This window comes from Kaistella pullorum (assembly GCF_014837035.1).
Lineage (GTDB): Bacteria > Bacteroidota > Bacteroidia > Flavobacteriales > Weeksellaceae > Kaistella > Kaistella rhinocerotis.
In genome coordinates this window covers 337314-362720 of record NZ_JACSPS010000001.1, presented here as the reverse complement: position 1 = coordinate 362720, position 25407 = coordinate 337314, and the positions used below count along the sequence as shown (strand labels likewise).

Below are 25407 nucleotides of genomic sequence, written 5' to 3'. Positions count from 1 at the left end.
TTTTCGTTCAGAATTTCCCGCCTTTTGTCCTGCTTCTTATCCGTTCTCTTGAGGTGCCTTCTGAATCTTTTTTTAATTAATTGAATGAATTAAACTTTTTCCACATTTATCTTGAATCTCACGTCATCAATCTCAATCTCGGCGAAATTTGCGAGTGAATTTACAATTTCTATTTTATCTGACAATACTTCTTCGGAAATATACGCCTTATTCTGCAGTAACTGCTCATCAAACCCGGAATTGTGCTCAATCTGAACCGTGATTCGGTCGGTCAGCTCAAAATTATTATCCTTACGGATATTCTGTACACGGTTCACAAACTCGCGCGCTACACCTTCCGCTTTCAGCTCGTCCGTTAGCGTAAGATCGAGCGCCACTGTGATTTTTCCTTCGCTGGCAACCGTCCAGCCAGGGATGTCTTTGGTCAAAATTTCCACATCTGCGGTAGTGATTTCGTAACCTTCGATCATCATTTTGCCGTCCTTCTCAAGTTGGGAAATCTGTTCGGCATTTAGTCCTGAAATTGCGGTACCAACGGTTTTCATGTCTTTTCCAAGCCGGGAACCTAAGGTCTTGAAATTCGGTTTAATTTGTTTCACAATAAGATGCGAAGCCTCATCAGCATTGATTAATACCAATTCCTTAACGTTGACTTCCTGTTTGATCAGTCCTGATACCGCCAAAATCTGCGCTTCCGTTTTCGCATCCAAAACCGGAATCATCACTTTCTGAAGTGGCTGGCGAACTTTAATGTTTTCTTTTTTTCTTAAAGAGAAAACCATCGAAGTAATCTGCTGTGCTAAATGTGTTTTCTCCACCAAATCCTGATCGATCAGACTTTCGTCCGCTTTCGGGAAATCAGTTAAATGCACAGATTCTGCAGCATCTTTACCGCTGATTTTATTCAAATCCTGGAAAAGCTGGTCCATGAAGAATGGTGCAATCGGTGCTGAAATTTTCGCTACTGTTTCAAGACAGGTATATAACGTTTGGTACGCTGAAATTTTGTCTTCAGAGTAATCTCCTTTCCAGAAACGGCGTCTGCAAAGTCTTACATACCAGTTGCTTAAGTTGTCATTAACGAAATTGTTGATCGCTCTCGCAATTTTCGTCGGTTCGTAATCATTGTAGAATTCGGTCACTTCTTTTACCAAAAGATTCAGTTCAGAAAGAATCCAACGGTCAATTTCAGGACGGTTTTGAACTTCTTTTTCAGAATAGGTAAATCCGTCAACATTCGCATAAAGCGCGAAGAACGAATAAGTGTTGTAAAGTGTGCCGAAGAATTTACGTCGCACTTCATCGATTCCTTCCACATCAAACTTCAGGTTTTCCCAAGGGTTCGCGTTGGCAATCATATACCATCTTGTCGCGTCAGGACCGTATTTTTGCAATGTTTCAAAAGGATCAACCGCATTTCCAAGACGTTTCGACATTTTCTGGCCGTTTTTGTCGAGTACCAAACCGTTCGACATTACATTTTTATACGCTACAGAATCGAAAACTGCCGTTCCAATTGCATGAAGTGTATAGAACCAACCGCGTGTCTGGTCAACACCTTCCGCGATAAAATCCGCTGGGAAAGCTTTTCTTTCGTCAATAAGTTCTTTGTTTTCAAACGGATAATGCAGCTGTGCATAAGGCATTGAGCCGGAATCAAACCAAACATCGATAAGGTCCGACTCACGTTTCATTGGTTTTCCTGAATCTGAAACCAAAACGATTTCATCTACAATATTTTTGTGAAGATCGATTTTAGCATAGTTTTCCGCTGACATATTTCCTCTTTCGAAACCTTCAAAAGGATTTTTCGTCATGAAACCTGCTGCGATGGATTTCTGGATTTCATTCATCAGTTCTTCAACTGATCCGATGATGATTTCTTCTTTCAAATCCTCGCTACGCCAGATCGGAAGCGGAATTCCCCAATATCTTGAACGGGAAAGATTCCAGTCGTTTACGTTTTCAAGCCAATTCGCAAAACGTCCTTCACCGGTGGATTTCGGTTTCCAGTTGATGGTTTCGTTAAGTTCTACCAAACGGTTTTTCACGGCTGTCATTTTCACAAACCAGGAATCCAGCGGATAGTAGAGAACAGGTTTGTCGGTTCTCCAGCAATGCGGGTAGCTGTGAACGTATTTTTCAACCTTAAAGGCTTTGTTTTCGGTCTTTAAAAGGATCGCGAGTTCTACATCCCAAGATTTTTCAGGTGCAGTTCCGTTCTCGTAATATTCGTTTTTAATATATTTTCCGGCAAAAAGATCAGGCGTATTTCCACCTGAAACAAATTTTCCCTGAAGATCAACCAAAGGCACAAGATTCCCGTTTTCGTCTTTGATCAACATTGGAGAAATTCCGCTTTCTTTCGCAACACGGGCATCATCCGCACCAAAAGTAGGCGCGATATGTACGATACCGGTTCCGTCTTCGGTCGTCACAAAATCTCCGATAATTACTTTGAAGGCGTTTTCGGGATTTTCTGCGGGTAAAAACCATGGAATCAACTGTTCGTAATCTGAACCGGCTAAATCTTCACCCGTTAATTCGGAAATGATTTTAAAAGGAATGGTTTTGCTTTCAGCTGTATAATTGGCGAAATCTTCGTCAGTTCCTTCCGCATACTTTTTACCGAAATTTTTCTGCAAAAGCACTTTAGCCAAAATGATATTGATCGGCTCGAAAGTGTACTGGTTGAAGGTTTTCACTAAAACGTATTCAATGTCTTTTCCTACGGCCAACGCGGTGTTCGAAGGTAGAGTCCACGGAGTTGTCGTCCATGCAAGAATATGGATTGGTAATTGGTTTTCTTTATCGAATTCTTCCCAATGAAGCGCGCCGCCACAACTTGCACCTGCGATTTCATCGGTGTCAATTGATATTTCAGCTTGATTTTTATTTATTTTCTGAGTCGCTTTCTCCGAAAGTTTTTTCACTTTGAACTGCGCAACAACGGTCGTGTCGCTTACATCACGGTATGTTCCGGGTTGGTTTAGCTCGTGCGAACTCAAGCCTGTTCCTGCGGCAGGAGAATATGGTTGGATGGTGTAACCTTTATACAGCAGTTTTTTGTCGTAAAGCTGCTTCAGAAGCCACCAAACGGTTTCCATGTATTTTGGTTCGTAGGTAATGTACGGATCTTCAAGATCTACCCAATACCCGATTTTTTCGGTCAGATCATTCCAAACACCGGTGTAACGCATCACCGCATTCCGGCAGGCTTGGTTATATTCTTCAACGGAAATTTTAGTTCCAATATCTTCCTTAGTGATGCCCAACTCCTTCTCAACACCAAGCTCAATCGGCAAACCATGCGTGTCCCAGCCGGCTTTACGGAAAACCTGTTTCCCGTTTTGCGTTTGGTAGCGGCAGAAAATATCTTTCAGCGCTCTCGCCATCACGTGGTGAATTCCCGGCATTCCGTTTGCGGACGGCGGACCTTCATAGAAAACATATTCAGGTTTTCCCTGGCGGATTTCCACGGATTTTTTAAATGTTTGCTGCTCATTCCAGAAATCGGAAATGTTTTGCGCAACAGCAGTAAGGTCGAGATTTTTATATTCGTTAAACTTCTTCATTGTCAGTCAGTTCAATTAGAATGTTCCTAATTTATTTAAGTTTGCGAAGATAGGCTTTTTGTTTAAATTTTTGGGTCTCCGCGCTCTAAAAGTCAGCATTAGGCAGCGTGATTTCCACCCGCGTACCCGCAGGTTTCCCGAAAGTGAAGAGGTCTGTGTATTCGATGCTGAAATCGCGCGGCTCAAAGTAGCTTTTCAGCATGCCGCGGGCAATGTTCACGCCCATTGATTTCTGTCGGCTGTCCACCGTAGTTTTAAGTCTCATCGCTGCTTCACGGCCAATTCCGGTATCCGAAATATGGATCTTAAGGGTATCCGATTGTTCAAAGATGTCAAGCGTAATGCGTTTCTCTTCCGCATGCGAAAGACCGTGAAGAATTGCGTTCTCAATAAACGGCTGCAAAACCATTGGTGGGAGTTTTATCGCGTCGGGTTCAATCTGCGGCGCCACGTATATTTGAAAATCGATATCCGTAAAGCGCAAATTTTCGATATCTACATACAGCTGCAGCGTATGGAGTTCTTCCGCAAGAGTAAATTCTTTCATCCTGGACGCAGCCAGTATCGTACGGATGATTTTTGAGAATTTAGTGAGATAATTCACGGCCTTTTCGTTGTCATTTTCCAAAATGCAGAATTTAATGGAATTCAGCGCATTAAAAATGAAATGTGGGTTCATCTGGTTTTGCAGCACCGTAAGTTTGAGGTCCGAGATCTGCTGCAAGTACTTAAACTTTTCGTTTTCCACAGTTAGGCGGATTTCATTTTCTCGACTCACTTCGTCTTTCAGTATTTCATTCTTCTGAAGTGCTTCTACGGCCTCTTTGTGATAGGCCACTTTTTCATCAAATATCACTTTTTGTTTATGACCTAAAGCGAGGGAAAAGGCGAGGTTTTCTACAAGCAAGCCAACAAAATAAATGATGTTTCCTGTTTCGCGCGAGATATTGATCCAGGGATGATTGCGCACGCGGTTTTCGCCTAAGATAGAACTGACAAATAAAATGAGACCTCCAAAAATGATGTAATATTTCAGCTTGTTCTGAAGTTTCATCAGGATGTAGAAAGACAGCGCGGTCTGCAGTGTGATAAGCACGATGAAAACTTGGTTGTATAAATTGAGAATATCCTGACCGGTCATTTTATCAAGCACAAATGCCACAACGGCCAGCAACGCAAACGTTGCCACAGGAAACACAATGATCTTATACCATCTTTTATTTGTAGGCTTTATATCTAAAAATTCGGCGAAAAAGAAAAAATAGATGCAGTTGAAAATTATGGTGAAGAAAGTCTTCGTGTTGTAATCAAGGCCGGTTATTTCACAGAATGTGACCAGAAAACCTTGCTCAGCAACCGGGAGATATGCTAAAAATGAAAAGAAACTATACGAGCTGTAAAGCAGATAGCTGCGGTCCCTGTTTCGGAAAAACATGAACAGATGGTACGCCGAAAGCATGAATAGCGCACCCAGAACCATTTGCAGAACGTGGGTGTGCGCATCTCTTTCGATAAGCGAAAAGAACGACTGTGACATTTTTTCGCGGTTTTTTCAAATCTACGAAAAATTGCATTTTAAGATTTTTTAACTTATTAAGATTGTATGCAATGCCTGGTATATGTAATTGAAAACTACCAAAACCCGAGCTTAATGCATGCTGACGTGTCACCTGGAAGTCATTAAAAAAAAACTTCTACTTTTGCAAAAAGTTAGTGAATGTCTAAGAATCTTGTTATAGTAGAGTCGCCTGCGAAGGCGAAAACCATCCAAAAATATCTAGGTAAGGATTTCGAGGTGAAGTCGAGTTTCGGCCATATCCGCGACCTTCCTAAAAAAGGGATGGGTATAGATTTGGCGACCTTCACGCCTGATTATGAAGTGTCTGCGGACAAAAAAAAACTGGTTACCGAGCTTAAAGCAGCAGTGAAAAAAGCTGAAACTGTGTGGCTGGCATCCGATGAAGACCGGGAAGGAGAGGCCATTGCGTGGCATCTTGCGCAGGAACTTAAACTTAAAGAAGACAATACGCGGCGCATCGTTTTTCATGAAATCACAAAGAATGCAATTCTGAAAGCGATCGAAAATCCGCGGAAGATTGACCAAAACCTTGTGAATGCGCAGCAGGCAAGACGTATACTGGACCGTATCGTTGGTTTCGAAATGTCTCCTGTTCTCTGGAAAAAAGTGAAAACTGGTCTTTCCGCCGGGCGCGTGCAGTCGGTTGCCGTGCGATTGGTTGTAGAACGCGAGCATGAAATCCGTGATTTTAAAGCAAAATCAACATTTAAAGTTGATGGCGTTTTCTTAAACAGCCAAAAACAGGAAATCGCAGCGAAACTGAAGAAAGATTTCGCACAGGAAAGTGAAGCAGAAAACTTTCTTTCGCAGGCGCAAACGGTGGATTTTACAGTACTGAATGTTGAGAAAAAACCGGGTTCGCGTACGGCGTCTGCTCCTTTCACAACATCAACCTTACAGCAGGAAGCCAGTAACCGTCTCGGTTATGGTGTTACGGCGACGATGCGTGTGGCACAAAGACTTTACGAAGAAGGTTTCATCACGTACATGAGAACCGACTCGGTAAATCTTTCTCAGGAAGCGATCGAAAACGCAAAAAACCAGATTATTTCTGAGTTTGGCGAACAGTATTCGAAACCGCGAAACTATAATACAAAATCCGCTTCTGCGCAGGAAGCACACGAAGCAATAAGACCGACCGATTTTGGATTGAAAAATGTGCCGGATGTGCAGCTGAACAAGCTCTATCAGCTCATTTACAAACGCACACTCGCTTCACAGATGGCGAATGCAAAAATTGAGAAAACGGTCATCGAGATTGGTAATGCAAAACTTCCGCATCATTTCGAAGCGCAGGGTGAAGTGATTGTATTCGATGGTTTCCTTAAAGTGTATGGAATAACCAAAACCGACGAGGAAGACGAAGAGAATACGGAAAAATTATTACCAAAAGTGTCTGTCGCCGAGCCTTTAAGCTACAAAAAAATAGAAGCTACCGAAAAATATTCGCGTCCGCCGGCGCGTTACACTGAAGCGGGTCTTGTGAAAAAGTTGGAAGAATTGGGAATTGGGCGTCCGTCCACGTATGCGCCAACCATCCAAACAATTCAAAACCGGGAATACGTAGATAAAAGGGAAGTCCTGGCACAGGAACGCGAGATTATGAAGATCACGCTCGCCGAAAAAGGTATTAAAAAGCAAGTGCTGACCGAAAAATTCGGTGCTGACAAGAATAAATTTTTACCTACCGACATTGGCGAAGTGGTAAACGATTTCCTTACCCAAAACTTTTCCGAAATCCTGGATTACGGATTTACGGCCAAAGTAGAGCAGGATTTTGATGAGATAGCCAATGGCGCCGAAAAATGGAAAGACGTGTTGCAGGGATTCTATAAAGATTTTCATCCTAAGATTGCTGACGTGGAAGAAAACGCGGACCGCGCAAATGGCGAGAGAATTTTAGGGACAGATCCCAAAACAGGCAGAAATGTTCTCACACGAATTGGCCGCTTCGGTCCGATGGTGCAGATTGGCGAGCAGGATGATGAAGAATCCCCGATTTTTGCCAGCCTCATGCCTTCCCAAAATATAGCCACCATTACTTTGGAAGAAGCACTTGAACTTTTCAAGGTTCCTTTTGATCTGCAGGATTTTGAAGGGAAACCAGTATCTGTAGGTGTGGGTCGCTTCGGTCCGTACGTGAAATGGGGTGATGCTTTCATCAGCATTCCACGTGGTGAGGAGGCGCTTTCGGTTACACAGGAACGTGCAGAGGAAATCATTAAGGAAAAGCAGATTGCAGACGCGCCCATTGCGACTTACAAAGGCGACGATGTAACCAAAGGAACCGGCCGTTTTGGACCTTTCATTAAATATAAATCGCTGTTTATCAACGTGCCGAAACGGTATGATTTCGATAATTTATCGCAAAGTGATATTGAGGAGTTGATTGAGGCAAAACTTCATAAAGAAGCCAACCGCTACATAAAGCAGTGGGAAGACGAAAAGATTTCGATCGAGAATGGCCGTTGGGGTCCCTTTATAAAATTTGGTAAGGCGATGTTCAAAATTCCTAAAAACAAGAAAGAGGAAAAGTTCACGGCCGAAGAACTTGCTGAAGTTTCGCTCGATGAGGTGAAAAAGTGGATCACCGCACAGGATAAAAATGCGTTTAAGGAAAAAACCAAAAAGGCACCGGCCAAGAAAGCTGCAACCAAGAAGACCACGGCTAAGAAAAAATAGATTTGTATTTTGAATTAAATACTGCGCCCTAATTAAAGTTAGGGCGCATTTTTTATGACGTTGCAGGATTTCATTTATAATATTTTAAAAAAAAAATAATAAAAATGCTTCCCATTCGAAAATATTTTTAATTTTATCAACAGATGTTTCGTCTGATAATTTGTGATTAATGCTTTCAGCCGGTTAGGCTCTGTTTTTAAATTCTTTTTAATTTAAAGATTCTTAACCTATTGAAAATTGTTAAACATAAGTTTAATTATATCCGCTAATTTCCCGAGATCTGATTCAGTTTTTTACTTTATCAGATTTTTTAGGCTAAAATTTTAAAACCCGATATCTAATGCATATTAAAAACTTTTAAACCAAAAAATATCCTGCCAGCGCTGTGTTGGGGAGGATTTATATTCATTGATAAGGGGTTGCGGTGGATATAAATTCAATGTAAAGAGTGAGGTGTGTTTAAAATATTATTCAAAAAGTTTGATTTGGTTAATATTATGCCACATATATTTTTATATTTGCCCTCACACAGATGAAAAGAAGTTATTAGCAAATATGGTGAGTTAGAAGAACCATTTTTAAACACAAAAGATGTAAAAAAAGATCAAATAATTATTTGAAAATTTTTTACAATGATAAAACTTCATCTGTTAGTATTTTGCCTCTTGGCAAATGCCGTGTTTTCGCAGACTGCGAATTACACTAAAGCACCCAACAGTTATATTTACGATTTAGATCAGGCCAGGGAAAATAACTTTGGCGGTCTGATGATTCCCGTGAAAAAAGCCTACGAAATGTGGGCTAAATATCCCTATTTGAAAACCAACGGAAATGCCACGCCCATCCCAGCCGGCGTTCAGTCCGCTTCCATTTACTGGGAGGATGTTCCGGGCTTGGTTCGCGAGGTAAGCCTTGTTTCTGCGGGCGATGCCAGCGATTCGAATATCAAGGTAAAAATAGACCAGGGCAAAGGCAAAGGAAATGCAGTGATCGCTTTCAAGGTTGACGGCACCATCTACTGGAGTTGGCATATTTGGGTTACCGATAACCCCGAGAACGGTGTAACATACGGTCACGGAACTGAAACTGATGTAGATGGTAACCCGATTGCCATTCAGTACATGGACCGAAATCTAGGTGCAACAGCCAACGGGATTATAGACCACGACTGGCAAAAAACAGGCGGCCTGATGTATGAGTGGGGAAGGAAAGACCCTTTTCCGCCATTGGTTTACAAAGACGCGGATTTTTATTCCATTTCAGGTGAGGTCGGAAATCTGCGCCATCCGGAAATAGATGCGGTAAATACAATTCCGATAGTGGTGCGCCCTTTCGATGAGATCGAAAAAAACATGCAGTACGCCGTAAAAAATCCAATTAAATATATCGTAAATACAGATTCCGGCGGCAACTGGTTTAGCAGCAGCCGCTACAAGGTACCGGGCGCGAGTCCGAATTATGTAACCTGGGACCTTTGGTCTGATAATGCAAAGGGTGCAAACGGAAACGGCAACAGTTCCAGCCAGACTTTGAGCAGCGAAAGCCGCTCATATGAATTGAAGTCTGAACTTGATCCCTGCCCTAGCGGATGGCGGATTCCCTCTTATTACGGACGTGAAACCCAGAATAACAACCTTGCTTTCTTCGGAAAAAAAGGCGACTGGAACAATGCGGATACCAACATAAATAACCGCCAGCTTTTCCCGGATGCTGTAAATCCGCACCTGAATGGCATTAAGGTTTATCCGGGCATCGGTATGGATTTCACCAGTGCTGAAGCCGGCAACCGCAACATTGGCCAACTTCCTCTGCCGGGTGCCTATGTTTACTATCCAAATTCTGTGGCACCAAATGCACCGGTAGGCGTTATGTTTCAGGATAATGCTGCTAATGGTGGCTGGTGGAGTTCTACTTTTGGATTTGACGGAGCGAGACTGTTTTCAATGATTTCTGATCCGGAAAGAACCAATACCACTGTAGGTCTGCATGCTATATTCAATAATCAAACAAACCCGACGCGCACCGGAAACGCAGTGCGTTGCATGCGCGATCCTAACTTAGCGAAGATTGGCCATTTCGCGACCCAATATTTTACGGCTGACAAAGAAAATTATACGAAAGGAATTGATAATCCTAATTCATACATAGTTGTAGGACAGTCGGAGTTATTGATTCCGGTGAACAAAGCGTTCGCGGTTCACAACCAGTTGCTTTCAGATCAGGAAATGCCGCGTGCTGACCGCTTGGTTGCAAGCGTAGTGTGGAGCAGTTCGCCGAATCTTATTAAAAAAGTATCGGTGAATGTAGATGGAAATGACCCGCGCGATTCAAAAATTGAGATACTGCTTGATCCTGACTATACCGGAAATGCCGTGGTAGCTCTGCATAACGGATCAAAAAAGGACCCTGTACTTTGGAGTTGGCATGTTTGGGCGCCGGGAGATGATCCCACAGCCTATCCGACAACTTACACTACAGAGCAGCCTGTTCCTGTGACATATAATTTCGTGAACGCTGCCGCAAGTAAACATCCACCACTTACTACCGTTTTTATGGACCGTAACCTTGGTGCGCTTTATCATGATATAGATTCAGGAATGAGCAACGGACTGCACTATCAGTGGGGCAGAAAAGATCCGATTCCGACGCCTGGGGCTGGTTTAAGACGCCGCGTCTATTTAGGAATTCCTACATCGGGCGCGCACCTTACCGATTCACCCGTGCGAACGGATACTTATTACCACGAGCTTTCAGAATCTGCCTATGACAGTGAGTTTACAACTTCTTATTCTGCGTATGGCTCACAAACTGCCGATCCCGGCAAGAAAATCCAGGAAAACATCCGTTATTCTGTGGAAAATCCGTTCAGGTTTTTATACCATGTAGGAATGGGTGCACCGTTTGACGGTGGCGATAAATACCAGAATGACTTGAACCAAATCCGCGACTGGGTTTCAGATGATGCGGCTCAGGCTTCAAACCGATGGGGACACGGCGGCAAGAAATCGCCGTTCGACCCTTGTCCGGAAGGCTGGCGTGTACCTGATGTATCGTCCACAAATCTCTATACAGGTTCGAAAGGAACTTCGCCATGGTACAACGGCTACAGAGCAGATGCGTATGGCAAGAGCGGTGTAATCCAGGATCAGTGGCACAGTATCGCACAATATTATGGAGGTGCAACGCTTTCACAGAAAGGTTGGAAATTTGAAGATCCTGCATATAACATCGGTCAGTTCCCGATGGACGGTATCCGCGGTGAACTGGGTGAATATAAAGTGAAAACCACACGTTCAGGCCTATGGACAGCTTCTATGGCAGACCTGAATACCGGTTTTGCCCTGGCGATGCTCTTCCAGAATGATAAAGTGCAGACGGGTACAGGCGTTTATCCGCAGGCGGGCTTAAGCGTACGGTGTGCGAAAGACGAAAAAAGGCTGCTTGGAACCCCAGCACAACCTAATAAACCTTCTGTCGCACGACCGGTTGTGATACCCCGCGAAATGCCGGAAACACGTTCGGAAGTCCACATTACTCCAAATCCGTTCCAGACAGAATTTGCGCTGCACAATGCAGACGGATCCAGCTATGAGATCTATGATTTCAGCGGAAAACTGGTGCAGACCGGCGTTACTGCGAACGGTAGAGTAGCTGCCGCCAACTTACCGGCCGGTGTGTACGTAATAAAAATTACGATGAAAGACGGTGTCGTGGTAAGTAAAAAACTTATTAAAAACTAGCCGGATGAATGAGTGATTGAATAAATTTTTCATTTGGAAGCCGCCTGAACTATTATGGTTTGGGCGGCTTTTTTGTAAAAAACAGATGCGTGTCAGACGCAAGTTTTTCGTTACATTTGTGCGGCGCGGCTTTGCTGTTCATATAATTAAACATTAAAAAAATACGGTTGTCCTGATGGATTTAGAAGATATATTGATGCCTGCAAGAAAACTGAAATCGGAAAAATGGCAGTTTGGAAGCCAGGTTTCGGATGAATTGCAGGAGGGTGGGATCGCGCTTATTTACTGTTCAGATTTTCGTGGTCATAAGGATGGAGATGCTGAAATTCTTGATTACCGCGAAGTAAGGCGTGAGCTAAATAAGCTGTCAAAACTCGATTTCACTTTGCCCGTATGCGATTTAGGGAATCTCATTTCGGGGAGATCGCACGCTGATACGCATTTTGTACTGCAGGAATTACTCTTCGCATGCTTTAAGAAAAATATAATCCCCATCGTTATCGGAGGCAGCAACGATCTGGCTTTTTCGCTTTTTTCGGCGCTGAACCAACACCGAAAAAATCTTACATACACACAAATCTCAAATATAGTTTCCCTTGCGGCAAACAGCGAGGAGATTACGGAAAATAATTATTTAACTAAAATCTTCAGTGATGCTAATTTCAGTCTCAAAAACTATCATCACCTTGGCTACCAAAAGCATCTGAACGAAGTAGATTCTGTGCGTCTGATGAAGGAAGTAGATTTTGATGTGGTGCGTTTGGCAGAGATGATGAACACTACCGAAAATACCGAACATTTCTTTCGGCGTGCAGATTTGGTGACTGTCAACTGTGACGCGGTGGAGAGTTTCAGCGACGGTTTTTCTACCACGCCGCAGGTAAACGGCCTGAACCGCCGCGAGATCTGTGCTTACATGAAGGAAGCCGGCCTAAGTGATAATCTGGCCTGTGCGGGAATCTTTAATTTTAATGCGGATTCATCATCTCAGCTGAATCATCAGTTGCTGGCGCAGATGATCTGGCATTTGGTGGAAGGCATTAACATTCAGCGCTCACATCCCAAGGAAAGGCAGTTTGAAACTTTCCATATCATGGCAGATGACACGCAATATACTTTTCAGCGCGACAGTTTCAGCGGATTGTGGTATTTTGGTTCCGATGAAAACCGTGAAAACCTTATCCCTTGTTCGCGGCAGGAATATGAAGCGGCGATCCGCGGCGATTTGCCGGCGCGGCTCCTGAAATTTTAGCACTTCTGAAAACACAAGCCGATGATGAAACCTTTAACCAGACTTTACAGCAACCCAACATTATGGGTCATGCTTACGGTATTGGTAAAGGTGCCAATCTTCCTTACACGTCACATTCAGGAGGATGCATTTATCACATGGCGTGTCGCAAAAAATGTCCTTGATCTCGGGGTAATCGGTTTTAACGGCGCCGAGCGTATCTCGGCTTCTACCACACATCTTTATGTGGCGGTATCGGCGTTTTTCCAGTTTTTGTTTGGGGGTTTTTTCGTATATCCGCTACTGGTTTTCAGCAGTATTTTGTTTGCGGTGGGAAGCATTTGGCTTGCGCGTCTGTTCTTTAATGACGATCTGAAACGCCAATTTCTGTTTGTGGTTTTGCTTAATATTGTGCCCCCGGCGCTCACCGCTTCCTGCGCTGGGATGGAATACGGCATCCTGTTTTTTCTCTACTGCGGACTGATTTATTATGCAGTTTATCGCCGGAAAAATTGGGCTTATTTCGTGTTTCCGCTGCTTCTCCTGTGGACGCGGCTGGACGCGGCAATTTTTCTGGGTGTATTGTTTTTAGCTGATTTTATCATCCGCCGCAAGTTCAATTACGTTTTCCTGATGGCAGGAATTATCGGGCTTTCAAGCGTTGTTCTGTTTAATTTTCTGTATTTCGGCGAATTGGTGAATCATACGATAACAGCCAAAAAAATTGCATATAAAAATTTCTTTTTAGACCAAAGTTGGCAACATATTGTACTTCAATGGGCTTATTATGGAGGATTGATTAAGAAATATTCGGTACTTACGCTCGGTGTTTTCGTGTCTTTTCTGCTGATTTTAGGCGTTTGTCTTTTTAAAATTATTAAATCTAAAATGTTCAATCGCGAGCAGAAAATTCTGATTCTCGCAATCTCGGTTTACGCCCTGCTGAAAATCTCGGTTTTCGCGTACTTTCAAGCCTATTTCGATTGGTATTACTGGCTCCCGCGCGTATTTTTGTTTGTTGTAATGATTATTTATCTGCTAAATTTCCTGCCATTAAATAAAAAATTCCTGCTGCTTGGATTGGTGATGTTTTTCGGCACTTTTTATCTTTTCCAGTTCGTGCAGTCTTATGCAATAGGCTATATGGAAGACGGGCAGCGCCGAAAAATTGCGAAAGAACTGAGTGTTGATAGCGATCCACGACATTCCATAATGCTTGAGCCGGCCGGAATTATTCCGTTTTACACAGGTTTTTACACGTATGACGAAGTAGGTTTGGTGAATAAAAAGATTACCGCTGAAATGCAAAACGATGAAAATTTCTGGTGGGTCAATTCTGTGCGGAAATTTCAGCCCGATTATATCCTGACCGTAAAAAACAAAGTGGGCGCAACAGGAAGTTATTATCAACTGAAACAGGCCGATACCGAATTTTTCAATTCCCGATACCGTTTCGTGAAAACCTATCAGATTGCGGAACTGACGCAAAATGCGCCCCAGATACTGAAGTGGATTTATGAATTTCGGCCAATTGGCAAAGATTATCACCTGTACAAAAAACGCTGAGTTATGGTGAAAGTTTCGGTGATCGTTCCGGTTTATAATGTTGAGAAATACCTGAAGAAATGCCTTGGTTCTTTGGTGAATCAAACGCTGCGCGAGATTGAAATCATCGTGGTTGATGACGGTAGTAGAGATTCTTCGCCCATTATCATTGTAGAATTTGAAAATGAACATCCGCAACTCATTAAACATTTAAAGAAACAAAATGGCGGCCTGAGCGATGCGCGGAATTTTGGTCTCGACCACGCGGCGGGTGAATTTATTGGTTTTGTAGATGCCGATGATGAGGTGAGTCCTAAAATGTTCGCGGAATTGTACGCTTTATGCCAAAAACACGATGCGCAGATTGCACTATGCAACCTCGTGAAAGTGGATGAGTACGGTAACGAACTTCAAAAACTTCCACAAATTCCAAATTTGCCCGAAAAAGTCGTCCTTCATGAGGATCTCACTGCATTTGCGGACCTTTCTTATTTCGCGTGCAATAAATTATTTAAGAAAGAACTGTTTAAAGACAAAAGGTTTAAAAAAGATGTTCATTTCGAAGATATTCAGCTTATACCGCAGCTTTTGCTCGACAGTACGGTCATTGCGCATTCGCCGGAATATTATTACCGGTATCTTGAAAGGAACGATTCCATTTCGCGCACGCATACTTCGAAAGGCCTTGATATTCTGCGCGCGGTGGAAGATGTGGAGAAATATTTCTCATCATCGCGTTACAGGAGGCAGCAGAAGGAGTTGCGTCGCTTTCAGATCCTTGAAGGTGTCTATACTTTCCTTGCATACTGGGCTTTTGTAAAAGATGCCGAAACGTCAGCGAAAATGGCGGCCGAACTGAAAAAATTCACGCAAAATCGTGGTCTGGGCATCATAGAAATATTACGTTATCAGCGTTTTGGGCAAAATTATCTTTTATCTTTACCCGTCGGAAAACAAATATTTTACCTGCTTTATTTCGCTGGTTTCCGTCGCCTGCCGCAAAGGCTGGCTAAAAACACAAATTGATAAATGGCGATTCTGCACCCGGTTTTTATCGTGATTTTCCTGTTTCTTGCCTACGCGAGTTACATGGAAATCTTTAAACTGGACCGAAAAGTAAACTTGTACACCTGGATTGCCGCCGTGCTGATCATCACCGCCGTTGGTTTAAGACTCGATGCAGGCGCAGATTATCCGGTTTACCGGATGCTTTTTTCGGGTTTTGCTGTGTACACTACGTATGCGGATGTACTTGATAAAGCGCTGTTTCAGCCAAACACCGAAGAAATTGAGTGGATATTTGTGCTCATCAACAAGCTGGTGTTTGATTTTGGCTTTCCGTTTTATATCGTAACGCTGATCATGGCAATCATTGCAGTCAGTCTGAAGTTCACTACGATATTCAAAAATGTAGCGTATCCGTCACTTGCGATTCTGTTTTATTTTATGCCGATCATGTTTTTCGAAGATTCCGGGCAGATGCGACAGGGACTTGGGATTGCGGTTTGCGTAGCCTCTTTTAAGTTCATTAAGGACAGAAATCTGCCGATGTTTCTGCTTTGCATGTACATCGCGCTCGGCTTCCACAAAACTTCCATCGTTTTTCTTCCTGCTTACTGGATTGTGAAAATCCCGATGAACAGCAAGCGTATTTTCTGGGTGCTCATCGTAGCACTGATCTGTTCTCCGCTGGAACTTTACCGCCTCGGAGGCGATTTTTTCAGCACATTGGCGCCTCAGGACATATCGGGTGCATATGTGGGTTATATGGATGACCGCTATTACGGTACGCAGGTAGAGACGGGCCTGAATGATTTGGTGAAGTTGATTTTTATTGTAATTTTAATTCGCTACGATAAAAAAGGTTGTGAGGAGATCTGGTGGTATGAGTATATGCGGAATCTTGCCGTTTTCGGGCTGGCGCTGTTTTATTTTTTCAGGTCTAATGAGATTTTTGCGGTGAGACTGCCTGGCGCTTACATGTTTTTTGTGACTATGTTTTGCCTTACGAGTTTGGTGAAAGCCGTGGAAGGACGTACACGGCAAGTGCTGTATTTGGGTTTTATGGCATATTTTATCGCGATGTTTTTTTATTTTGGCAGCGGCAACGGTCACCGTGGGGGCTTCACTGTAGACCGGTACAATAACGCACTTTGGTAAACACACAAATGGATGAATTAAAAAATTTACTTCAGCATGCCGGCATACCTCAGTTTTACCTGAAATTAGTTTTTGGGATGCTGAGTTCTTTTCTGCTGACATTTTTCACAATACCCACCATTTCGAAGATTTCACGCCGAAAGAACCTTATGGATGAGCCGGGCGTGCGCAGTTCTCACCTGCGTAAAATCCCGAATCTTGGCGGCATCGCTATTTTTTATTCTATTGGCGTCTGCGCTTCGGTGTTTGCATTCGAACTGTTCGATATTTACAAATTCCTGTTTGCCTCGCTTGTGATTTTGCTCTACATCGGTGTGATGGATGACATCGTGGTGATGCGTGCCTATAAGAAATTGATCGCGCAAATCATTGTCACCGCCTTCATGGTCATTGGTTCAGATGTGCGGCTGCGAAGTTTTTTTGGTCTTTTCGGCATTTATGAACTCAATTATTTCTTCAGCGTGGCAATCAGCATCTTCACTTTCATTGTTTTAATTAACGCATTCAACCTTATCGACGGTATTGATGGCCTCGCGGGCGGTTACTCGATCCTGTGCAGCGCGATGTTCGGGATCAGCTATTTCCATTTAGGCGAGTACAATTATCCGCTTGTGGTGCTGTCGGGGACCATCATTGCGTCCGTAGCGGCATTTTTATATTATAATCTTTCGGCCCAGCGCAACACAAAGATTTTCATGGGTGACACCGGTTCGATGATTTTGGGTTTTCTTTTGGCGTTCACAGCCATCTGTTTTATTGATATTTTCATAGATAAAGAACTGCGCGGCGTGCCCCGCTATTATTTGCAGTCGGCTCCGTCTATCGCGATGGCGATCCTGATCCTTCCGATCGTAGATACGCTGAATGTCTTCATCATAAGAACTTTTAAAGGTCAGTCGCCATTCCGCGCAGACCGGAACCATATACATCATACGTTGCTGGATTTGGGTCTCACACATCGCCGCAGCACGTTTTATATACTGCTGTACTACCTTATGATCGTGGGCACAGCCTATTATTTCAGGCACATCAACGTAAATCTGCTGCTGTTGGTCATCATTACATTAGGGTTCATGGGCGCGTATTTACCTAAAGGACTTCTATTTATAAGAAAGAAAACCAATTAATTGCTACTTTTGTTTATTACACACTTCATCGATGAAAAAAAATTACCCTTATTTTTTAATTATTTTAAGCTTAATACTGCACTCCTGTGTTTCTACTAAAGATGTCCGCTATCTCCAGCCCAGCGAAACATTAGTCATCAATGAAGAAGGTTTGGTTCCGTACAACGTTCCTGTTTACCGTGTAACTAAAAACGATATTCTCACGCTTAACGTGCTCACCACACCAAAAGGTGATGCCGCGCAGTTTTATTCTGCCCTGAATACGAGTGCTTCTGCAGACGGCGGCGGAGTCGCACAAAACGCTGTAGGAAATAATGTGCAGGGTGGTCAGGGTGGAAATTCTATTTTTTATTTTAATGGTTTAAAGGTTGATTCGAAAGGTGATATCAACATAATGGGTATTGGCTATGTGAAAGCAGAAGGCCGCACTTTAGAAGAAATCACGCAGGAAATACAGCAGCGCGTGAATGAGAATTTCGTGGAAGGTAAATCGGAGGTTCGCCTTAATACCGATGGGATAACCTATTATATTCTGGGTGATGTAGAATCCGTAGGCCTCAGCGGTGAGAAAAAGGCACATAAAAACACACTCACACTTACAGAAGCATTGGCGATCAATGGTGGTCTGAACCGCACGGTGGACCGCACGAATATCATCATCCACAGAAAGCTGCCCGAAGGAATAAAGATTGCGAAAATAGACCTCACGCGTGAAGATGCGATGAACTCGCCCTACTATTGGGTACAGAACGGCGATGAGATCCTGCTGAATACGCGGGCAAAGAATCTTAACGGTTTCGGAAAAGATCCGATACAAACCCTTACTACGGGAGTTTCTGTCATCACGACGGCACTTTCGATATATCTAATCTTAACGCGCCTTTGATGATTCCCGAAAAAGAAAATAAAGCAAAGGCAAAATCTGAATCTTTAGGTGCCTTCGCGCTGTTCGATATCGAGCATTTCCTGCACCGTGTACTTCGCAACTGGTATTGGTTTGTGCTGATGGCCCTGCTTGGATACACTATCTCGCTGATTTACAGCAAATACTACGCGCAACGCATTTACGCTTCGAACCTTTCTTTAAGTATTTCAAATAATACGGCCAGCTATTTCACGCCAAATCAATCAATTAATTTCATTTGGGGCCAAACCGGTAATCAGGATGGTGTTTATTTGAAAAAAATGCTCCTTTCGCGTTCGCATAACGAATATTTGGTGCAGCAACTTGATCTTTTTATTAATTATTCCACAAAAGGTCTCATCAAACGGACTTATCTCGATAAGTACGATTCACCGGTTTTTCTGGAAGTTGATAAATCGCATCTTCAGCAGGTAGATTATCCGATCACACTTATACCGCGCGGAAAAAGCCGCTATGAAGTTGTCTTGCCCGAAGAGGCGCCCAGCAGCACGCTATATTCGTACAAAGCCGAAAACTTCCAGCGAGTTCCGGCATTCCCAAGGCCTGCAAACCGTATAATTGGTATAAACGAATGGTATGTATCGCCCGGTCTGAAATTCAAACTTGTCCCAAATCCACAGGAAACACAGATAAAGCTTGATAATATCATCCTAACACTGTCCACCGTCAACAATACGGTGAACAATATCGTTTCTACGATCAGTGTAGAGTTTGATAAGGAGATCAACAGCATAATGCTTATCAGCAAACGCGGCTATAACCTGAATGGCACGGTGAATTTTCTTAATACGTCTGTAAATGAACTGCAAAAGAAAAGACTTATAGACCAGAACACTGTAGATAAGAACACGCAGGATTATCTGTTCCAGAACCTGGCCGAAATCCGTAAAAAGCTGGATTCAAGTGCGGCGGTTTTGAACCAGCTGAAAGTTTCGGAAGGGCTTTATGACATCGAAGACCGTGATGAAAAGACCATTAAAAATATTAAAGACCTTCAGCTCAAAAAGGCTGATCTTCTCACAAAACTCAATTCGCTGAACAGTATTCGCACCTCACTTTCGTCGCAAAACCTCGACCGTATGATCAGTCCGAGTGCAGCCGGTGTGGAAGACGGTGTGTTTTCCGCTTCGGTTTCTGAACTAAAAGCACTGTACGAGAAAAGACGTGAACTGGCGCTGATCTATACTCCCAATTCTGAACCGATGCGCGAGATTAACAGGTTGATAAATGAGGCCCGCGGAAGCTCGACCGGTTCATTGCGGAATTATTACAATGTCTACGCGGTAGAAATCGCTAAGATCGACCGCGAAATTGCGGCGGAAAGTGCCGGAATGGCATCCTATCCTGAAAAAGAGCGCCGCTATCTCGACGCAGAGCGGGGCTATAATATGATAGAATCTACGTACAACATCCTGCTGACAAAGCAAAACGAGACGCAGATGCGTGTTGCAACGAATAAATCTGACATTACCGTGATCGATCCGGCCAAAAACCTGGGCCAGGGGCCCATCGCGCCCAATGTTCAGCGGACACAATACACCATCATCGGTGGATTGGTACTCCTGCCACTGCTGTTTCTGGGTATTGCTGAGGTTTTAGATTCACGCGTGCGAAATTTAAAAGACCTTTTAGTAGCGACACGCATTCCACTGCTTGGCGTCATTGGCAAGAATTCACATGAAAACAATCTTACCGTGCTGGAACAGCCTCGTTCGTCTATTTCAGAGGCCTTCCGCGGTGTTCGGGCTAATCTCCGTTTTCTGCATAAAGAGGATAAACAGTCGAAAGTTATTTTACTCACTTCGTCGGTCGGTGGTGAAGGAAAGACGTACATTTCAATCAACATCGCTTCCGTTTTAGGTTTAAGCGGAAAGAAAACGATATTGCTTGGGATGGACCTCCGGAAACCGAAGATCTTTGGTGATTTTAAAATTGACAATAAATACGGTATCTCAAATTATCTTACCGGCGAAGTAGAGATCGAAAGAATCATCAACACGACTAAGATCCCCAATCTTCATGTCGCTACATCGGGTCCTATACCGCCGAATCCTTCCGAACTGCTGATGAGCGAGCGCAACAGGGAATTCATTGAAGAACTTAAAAATCATTATGATTTTATCGTGATAGATTCTCCGCCGGTGGGTCTTGTGGCAGATCCGTTTGAACTGATGAATTATGCAGATGCCAGCATTTATGTGGTAAGGCACGAATATACCGAAAAGTATATGCTGAAGATGATCACCGAGAAATATCATTCACAGGAAGTGAAAAACCTGGGCCTTATCTACAACGCTTTCGAGGCGAAACAGGGTTACGGCTATGGCTACGGCTACGGTTATGGTTACGGTTATGGGTATTTCGATGAGGATAAGAACTATCAGCAGCCTTTATTGATCAGAATCCGCGACAGAATCCGCACATTTTTCAAACAAAAGTAAAATATCTTAATTCCGGCTTTAAAATGATTTTGAACTGTTTAATCATAAATATGTTCTTCTGCCGTTTTTCAGGTAAGTAAATTATGCTTTATTGTTGGTATTTAACTAAATATTAAGAATTTGCTTAACCACAAAATGTCCTATATTTGCAAAATTATTTATGAAAATTGATCTTCAATCGTTTAGAAGGAGGACTTATGTTTTTTCCTTTTTTGCTGTGATGCTGCTTTCCGCGCTCTCTTTTGGGCAGCGGCATGAATTGGGGGTTCAGCTTGGCGCGAGCAATTTGGTTGGCGATATTGGCCGGACCAATTATGTGCTGCAGAAACCTTTAGGCAATATCAGTGATTTCGGTATCCCGTTTTACGGTGGCATTCTTTACAGGATGAATTTTAATCCTTACCAAACCCTGCGTTTCAATGTCGGGTACAGCCATATTCAATTCGCGGATGGCGCGGCAAAAGAGGCCTACCGCAACAGGAGGAAACTTTGGGGAACCAATTCAATAATTGAAGCCGATGCTATTTTCGAATACAATTTCCTGCCGGTAAATGACGAGCAGCAAAGCATGCTTAGTCCGTACATTTTTGCGGGTCTGGGTGCGATGCTAAGCAACACGCCTCAAATCGCTCTGGAACACGATTTCCGAAGAGACGCCGGCGGAACTGCGCAGACGCCTGTTGACAGCGAGGATTTCGTAACCCGACAGGGAGATTATCAGTCTGTAAGCCAAATCACCATGGGTGTTCCGTTTGGTGTGGGTTTAAAATATAAATTTAATTACAACTGGGCACTTTTCGGCGAGTTCATGTTCAGACCTACTTTTTCAGACTCGATTGATTACAGTGTCGTAGATGAAAACAGTCTGCAGGTGACTTACAACAAAGATATATTGGCAGCGGGAAGCACTACGAAATCGCTGTTGCAGGAAACCCCTTTTCTTGAGGTTGCCGAAGGCCGTGTAGCGGATTTTCTTAAAAACCGTACGGTAGGTAACCCTAATTCCAAGGACTGGGTCAATTCGGTAACCCTTGGTATCAGCTATTCATTCGGTAGGCCGCCGTGTTATTGTGGAGATTAGAAGATGCAGACATTTAAAGACAAAATAAACCCGGAGCGCCTGCCACAGCATGTTGCCATAATAATGGACGGTAACGGCAGATGGGCGAAATCGCGCGGCGAAAAGAGAACTTTTGGGCACAAGCACGCCATCAAGGCAGTACGTGAAGCGGTAAACGCCTGTAACGAGATCCATATTCCTTACCTTACACTTTACACGTTTTCTTCTGAAAACTGGAACAGGCCTGAAGATGAGGTAGATACCTTAATGAGTCTCATTTCTGAGACGCTTATCCTGGAAGCTGAAGAGATTTTCACTAAAGGTTTGCGGATGCATATCATTGGTGATATAGAGAAGCTGCCGCCGCTTGTTCGCGAGCAGATGCTGCATCTCGTAGATATCACCAAAGAAAATAAACAGGGAAATCTAATCCTGGCGCTAAGCTACGGTTCGCAGAACGAAATGCTGAATGCGGTGAAACAAATCAGCGCAAAAGTAAAAGCCGGTGAACTCACGGAAGATGAAATTACCGAAGAGGTCTTTGAAAATCATCTGTACACCAAAGATTTTCCGCCGGTAGACCTGCTGATCCGTACCAGCGGAGAAGTGAGGATCAGCAACTTTTTGCTTTGGCAGATTGCCTATGCTGAGCTGCAGTTCCTGGATATCTTGTGGCCTGATTTCGGGCGCGAGGATTTTTTCAGATGTATCTACAACTTTCAAAACAAAGAGCGCCGATTCGGTAAGACCAGTGAGCAGCTCGAAGAAAATATTTAAAAAAAAGACAGTTAGCAACATAAAAAATGAAGTTTAAATTCTTACCCATCATCATGTTTGTGGCTTCGGCACATTTCTATGGCCAGACCACTCCCACGCAAACACCACAGGACAACAATCCGGTATACGCGCAGAACGAAGCCGGGACCTACATCCTGAAAGACATCGTGGTAGATGGTGTAAAAAAGTACAGCCCCGCACAGATCCTCAGGTTTACCGGTCTGAATAAGAACGAAACCGTGGAAATTCCGGGACAGAAGATCAGCAATGCGATCAAGAAACTGTGGGAAACACAATCTTTTTCTGAGGTTGAGGTTTACATCCAGAGCATTGAGGGCGACCAAATTGTCTTAAGATTTAATCTTCAGGATTTAAAGGACCTTGGTGAAGTGAAATTTACCGGGAAAGGTATCGGAAAGACAAAAAGCGAGAAACTTGCAAAGGATAACAACCTGAAGCCCGGAACTAAGATCACCCAGAATCTGGTTTCGACACTTCAGACCAATATCCCGAAAGAATATGTGAAAAAAGGTTATGCTGACGCGAAGGTGACCATTCAGGAGAAGGTGAACGCACAGGATCCCGAACTGATAGACTGGACGATTGATGTAGACCGTGGCAAGAGAGTGAAGATCAGCCACATCGAGTTTGAAGGTAATGAAAGCGTTTCAGACAGAAAACTCCGCAACAAAGCATTTAAAGATACCAAGCAACGCCGCTTTGGTATTAAAGGTATCCTGAAACCTTCAAAATTCATCCAGGAAAAATATGAAGAGGATAAAAACAACCTGATCAGTTATTACCGTTCACTCGGTTTCCGCGATGCCAAGATTGTATCAGACTCGGTTTGGAGAAACCAGAAGAATGATTTTGAGATCAATGTAAAACTGAACGAAGGGAAAAAATATTACATCGGCGACATCAATTTCCTTGGAAATACCGCGTTCCCGACAGATTATCTGCAGAAAGTTTTAGGCTATAAAACCGGCGACATCTATGATGCGGTAGGATTTAACAAGAAAGTTGGCGAAGACGGCGGTAAAGAAGACGACTCAGACATCAAGTCGATCTACATGAACAACGGTTATCTTTTTTCAAACGTTACACCTATCGAAAAATCCGTAGTTGGCGACTCAATCAATCTGGAAATCCGGATTTCTGAAGGCGAGAAAGCGACTTGGAACCGTGTAACCTGGAGTGGAAACACTACAACACACGATCATGTGGTTTTACGCTCACTCCGTACAAAACCCGGAAGTCTTTTCGCGAAAAGCGACATTAAAAGAACGTATTTTGACTTAGCGGGGATGCAGTTTTTCGATCCTCAGCAGGTTGGACAGAATATCAGCCCTAATCCGCAGGACAACACAGTAGATATCCACTGGACACTGGTAGAGAAAGGATCTTCGCAGGTTCAGCTTCAGGCGGGTTACGGGGGCGGCTCATTTATCGGTACTCTTGGGCTTACCTTTAATAACTTCTCGCTGAGAAACTTTTTGAGATTTAAAGATTTCAAACCGGTTCCTCAGGGTGACGGCCAGACACTCTCCATTCAGGCGCAGGCGGGCCAGTACTTCCAGAATTACGGTATTTCATTTACAGAACCATGGCTTTTCGGTACCAAACCTACAGCACTTTCAGTAAGTGTAAACCAATCTTTGGTAAGATATACCGATCAGTTCGGTGATACACAGAAACTCAATATTTTCTCTGCCAGCGCGGGTCTGAATAGACTTTTGAGATGGCCGGATGATTATTTCTCACTTTATACCGGAATTCAGTTTCAGAGCTACGATTTTAGAAATTATCCTTTCCAGTTCGGAAACCAGACCGAATATAACGGGTCTGCAAAGAACTTCAGCTTTAATGTAGGTTTAAGCCGAAATTCTGCCGGACTTGACCCAATTTTCCCAACTCAGGGTTCAAATGTGGAAGCTACAGTGAAATTTACGCCACCGTATTCACTCTTCAGCGACAAAGATTACTCTTCAATGTCAAATGTTGAAAAGTACAAATGGCTCGAATTCTACAAAGTGAAATTAAAAGCCGATGTTTACAACACCGTAGTGGGCAAACTTGTTTTGCGAAGCACCGCAGAAATGGGCTTCCTGGACGGTTATAATGCTGACCTTGGCGCACCGCCATTCGAGCGTTTCTACGTAGGTGGAACCGGTCTTTTCGGTGGAAGGTATGACGGACGTGAACTTGTTCCGTTAAGAGGTTATGAGAATGCATCTTCTACCGGCGGAATGCTGGAAGACGTAACACCATATGGTGGGGCAACAATTTATAACAGATTTGCGTTAGAAGTACGTTATCCGATCTCAATGAACCAAACGGCTAAGATTTACGCACTGTCATTCGTGGAAGGTGGAAACGCCTGGAATACCTTTGGAACTTACAATCCGTTCCAGCTGAAAAGGTCTGCAGGTGTAGGTGTGCGTGTTTATATGGGCGCTTTCGGGCTCATCGGGTTCGATTTCGCTTACGGGTTTGACAAGACGCTTATCGGCACAGAACCGGCAGGTTGGAAAACACACTTCCTGATGAATCAATCTTTATAAA

Annotated in this window: 14 protein-coding genes; 12 read left to right on the top strand and 2 right to left on the bottom strand. The window is 43.5% G+C overall.

Features of this window, described 5'->3' with window-relative positions; translation table 11 throughout:
* Positions 1 to 89: 89 nt before the first annotated feature.
* Entirely contained in the window at positions 90 to 3575 is a 3486-nt protein-coding gene (ileS, locus tag H9628_RS01680; RefSeq protein ID WP_251832379.1) for an isoleucine--tRNA ligase, read from the bottom strand.
* A gap of 85 nt (positions 3576 to 3660) precedes the next feature.
* Positions 3661 to 5112, bottom strand: a complete 1452-nt coding sequence (locus tag H9628_RS01675; RefSeq protein ID WP_251832378.1) for a sensor histidine kinase — start codon at positions 5110 to 5112, stop codon at positions 3661 to 3663.
* A 180-nt stretch (positions 5113 to 5292) separates the two neighbouring features.
* On the opposite strand from H9628_RS01675, the gene topA reads away from it, so the two are divergent.
* From topA to H9628_RS01615, 12 genes are all read left to right on the top strand, one after another.
* The gene (topA, locus tag H9628_RS01670; RefSeq protein WP_251832377.1) at positions 5293 to 7836 is read left to right on the top strand and encodes a type I DNA topoisomerase; all 2544 of its coding nucleotides are present in this window, start codon (positions 5293 to 5295) and stop codon (positions 7834 to 7836) included.
* A 632-nt stretch (positions 7837 to 8468) separates the two neighbouring features.
* Positions 8469 to 11576 carry a T9SS type A sorting domain-containing protein gene (locus H9628_RS01665; RefSeq protein ID WP_251832376.1) on the top strand — a complete coding sequence of 1036 codons (3108 nt, stop codon included), beginning with the start codon at positions 8469 to 8471 and terminating at the stop codon, positions 11574 to 11576.
* 175 nt (positions 11577 to 11751) lie between these two features.
* Entirely contained in the window at positions 11752 to 12828 is a 1077-nt protein-coding gene (locus H9628_RS01660; protein ID WP_251832375.1) for an arginase family protein, read from the top strand.
* A gap of 21 nt (positions 12829 to 12849) precedes the next feature.
* Positions 12850 to 14373, top strand: a complete 1524-nt coding sequence (locus tag H9628_RS01655) for a hypothetical protein (RefSeq protein ID WP_251832374.1) — start codon at positions 12850 to 12852, stop codon at positions 14371 to 14373.
* A gap of 3 nt (positions 14374 to 14376) precedes the next feature.
* Positions 14377 to 15378, top strand: coding sequence for a glycosyltransferase family 2 protein (locus H9628_RS01650; RefSeq protein WP_251832373.1), 1002 nt, complete (start codon positions 14377 to 14379; stop codon positions 15376 to 15378).
* 3 nt (positions 15379 to 15381) lie between these two features.
* Positions 15382 to 16512: an EpsG family protein gene (locus H9628_RS01645; protein WP_251832372.1), complete on the top strand. Its 1131-nt coding sequence runs from the start codon at positions 15382 to 15384 to the stop codon at positions 16510 to 16512.
* Between the two features lie 8 nt (positions 16513 to 16520).
* Entirely contained in the window at positions 16521 to 17639 is a 1119-nt protein-coding gene (locus H9628_RS01640) for a glycosyltransferase family 4 protein (RefSeq protein ID WP_251832371.1), read from the top strand.
* Positions 17640 to 17670: 31 nt separating this feature from the next.
* On the top strand, positions 17671 to 18525 hold the full coding sequence (locus tag H9628_RS01635; protein ID WP_251832370.1) for a polysaccharide biosynthesis/export family protein: 855 nt from the start codon (positions 17671 to 17673) through the stop codon (positions 18523 to 18525).
* A complete protein-coding gene (locus H9628_RS01630; RefSeq protein WP_251832369.1) occupies positions 18525 to 21005 on the top strand; it encodes an exopolysaccharide transport family protein in 2481 nt (826 codons plus the stop codon). The genes H9628_RS01635 and H9628_RS01630 overlap by 1 nt, the downstream gene beginning before the upstream one ends.
* Before the next feature lie 160 nt (positions 21006 to 21165).
* On the top strand, positions 21166 to 22086 hold the full coding sequence (locus tag H9628_RS01625; protein WP_251832368.1) for a DUF6089 family protein: 921 nt from the start codon (positions 21166 to 21168) through the stop codon (positions 22084 to 22086).
* 3 nt (positions 22087 to 22089) lie between these two features.
* On the top strand, positions 22090 to 22842 hold the full coding sequence (gene uppS, locus H9628_RS01620) for a polyprenyl diphosphate synthase (RefSeq protein WP_251832367.1): 753 nt from the start codon (positions 22090 to 22092) through the stop codon (positions 22840 to 22842).
* A gap of 26 nt (positions 22843 to 22868) precedes the next feature.
* A complete protein-coding gene (locus H9628_RS01615) occupies positions 22869 to 25406 on the top strand; it encodes a BamA/OMP85 family outer membrane protein (protein WP_251832366.1) in 2538 nt (845 codons plus the stop codon).
* The last annotated feature ends 1 nt before the right edge of the window (position 25407 follow it).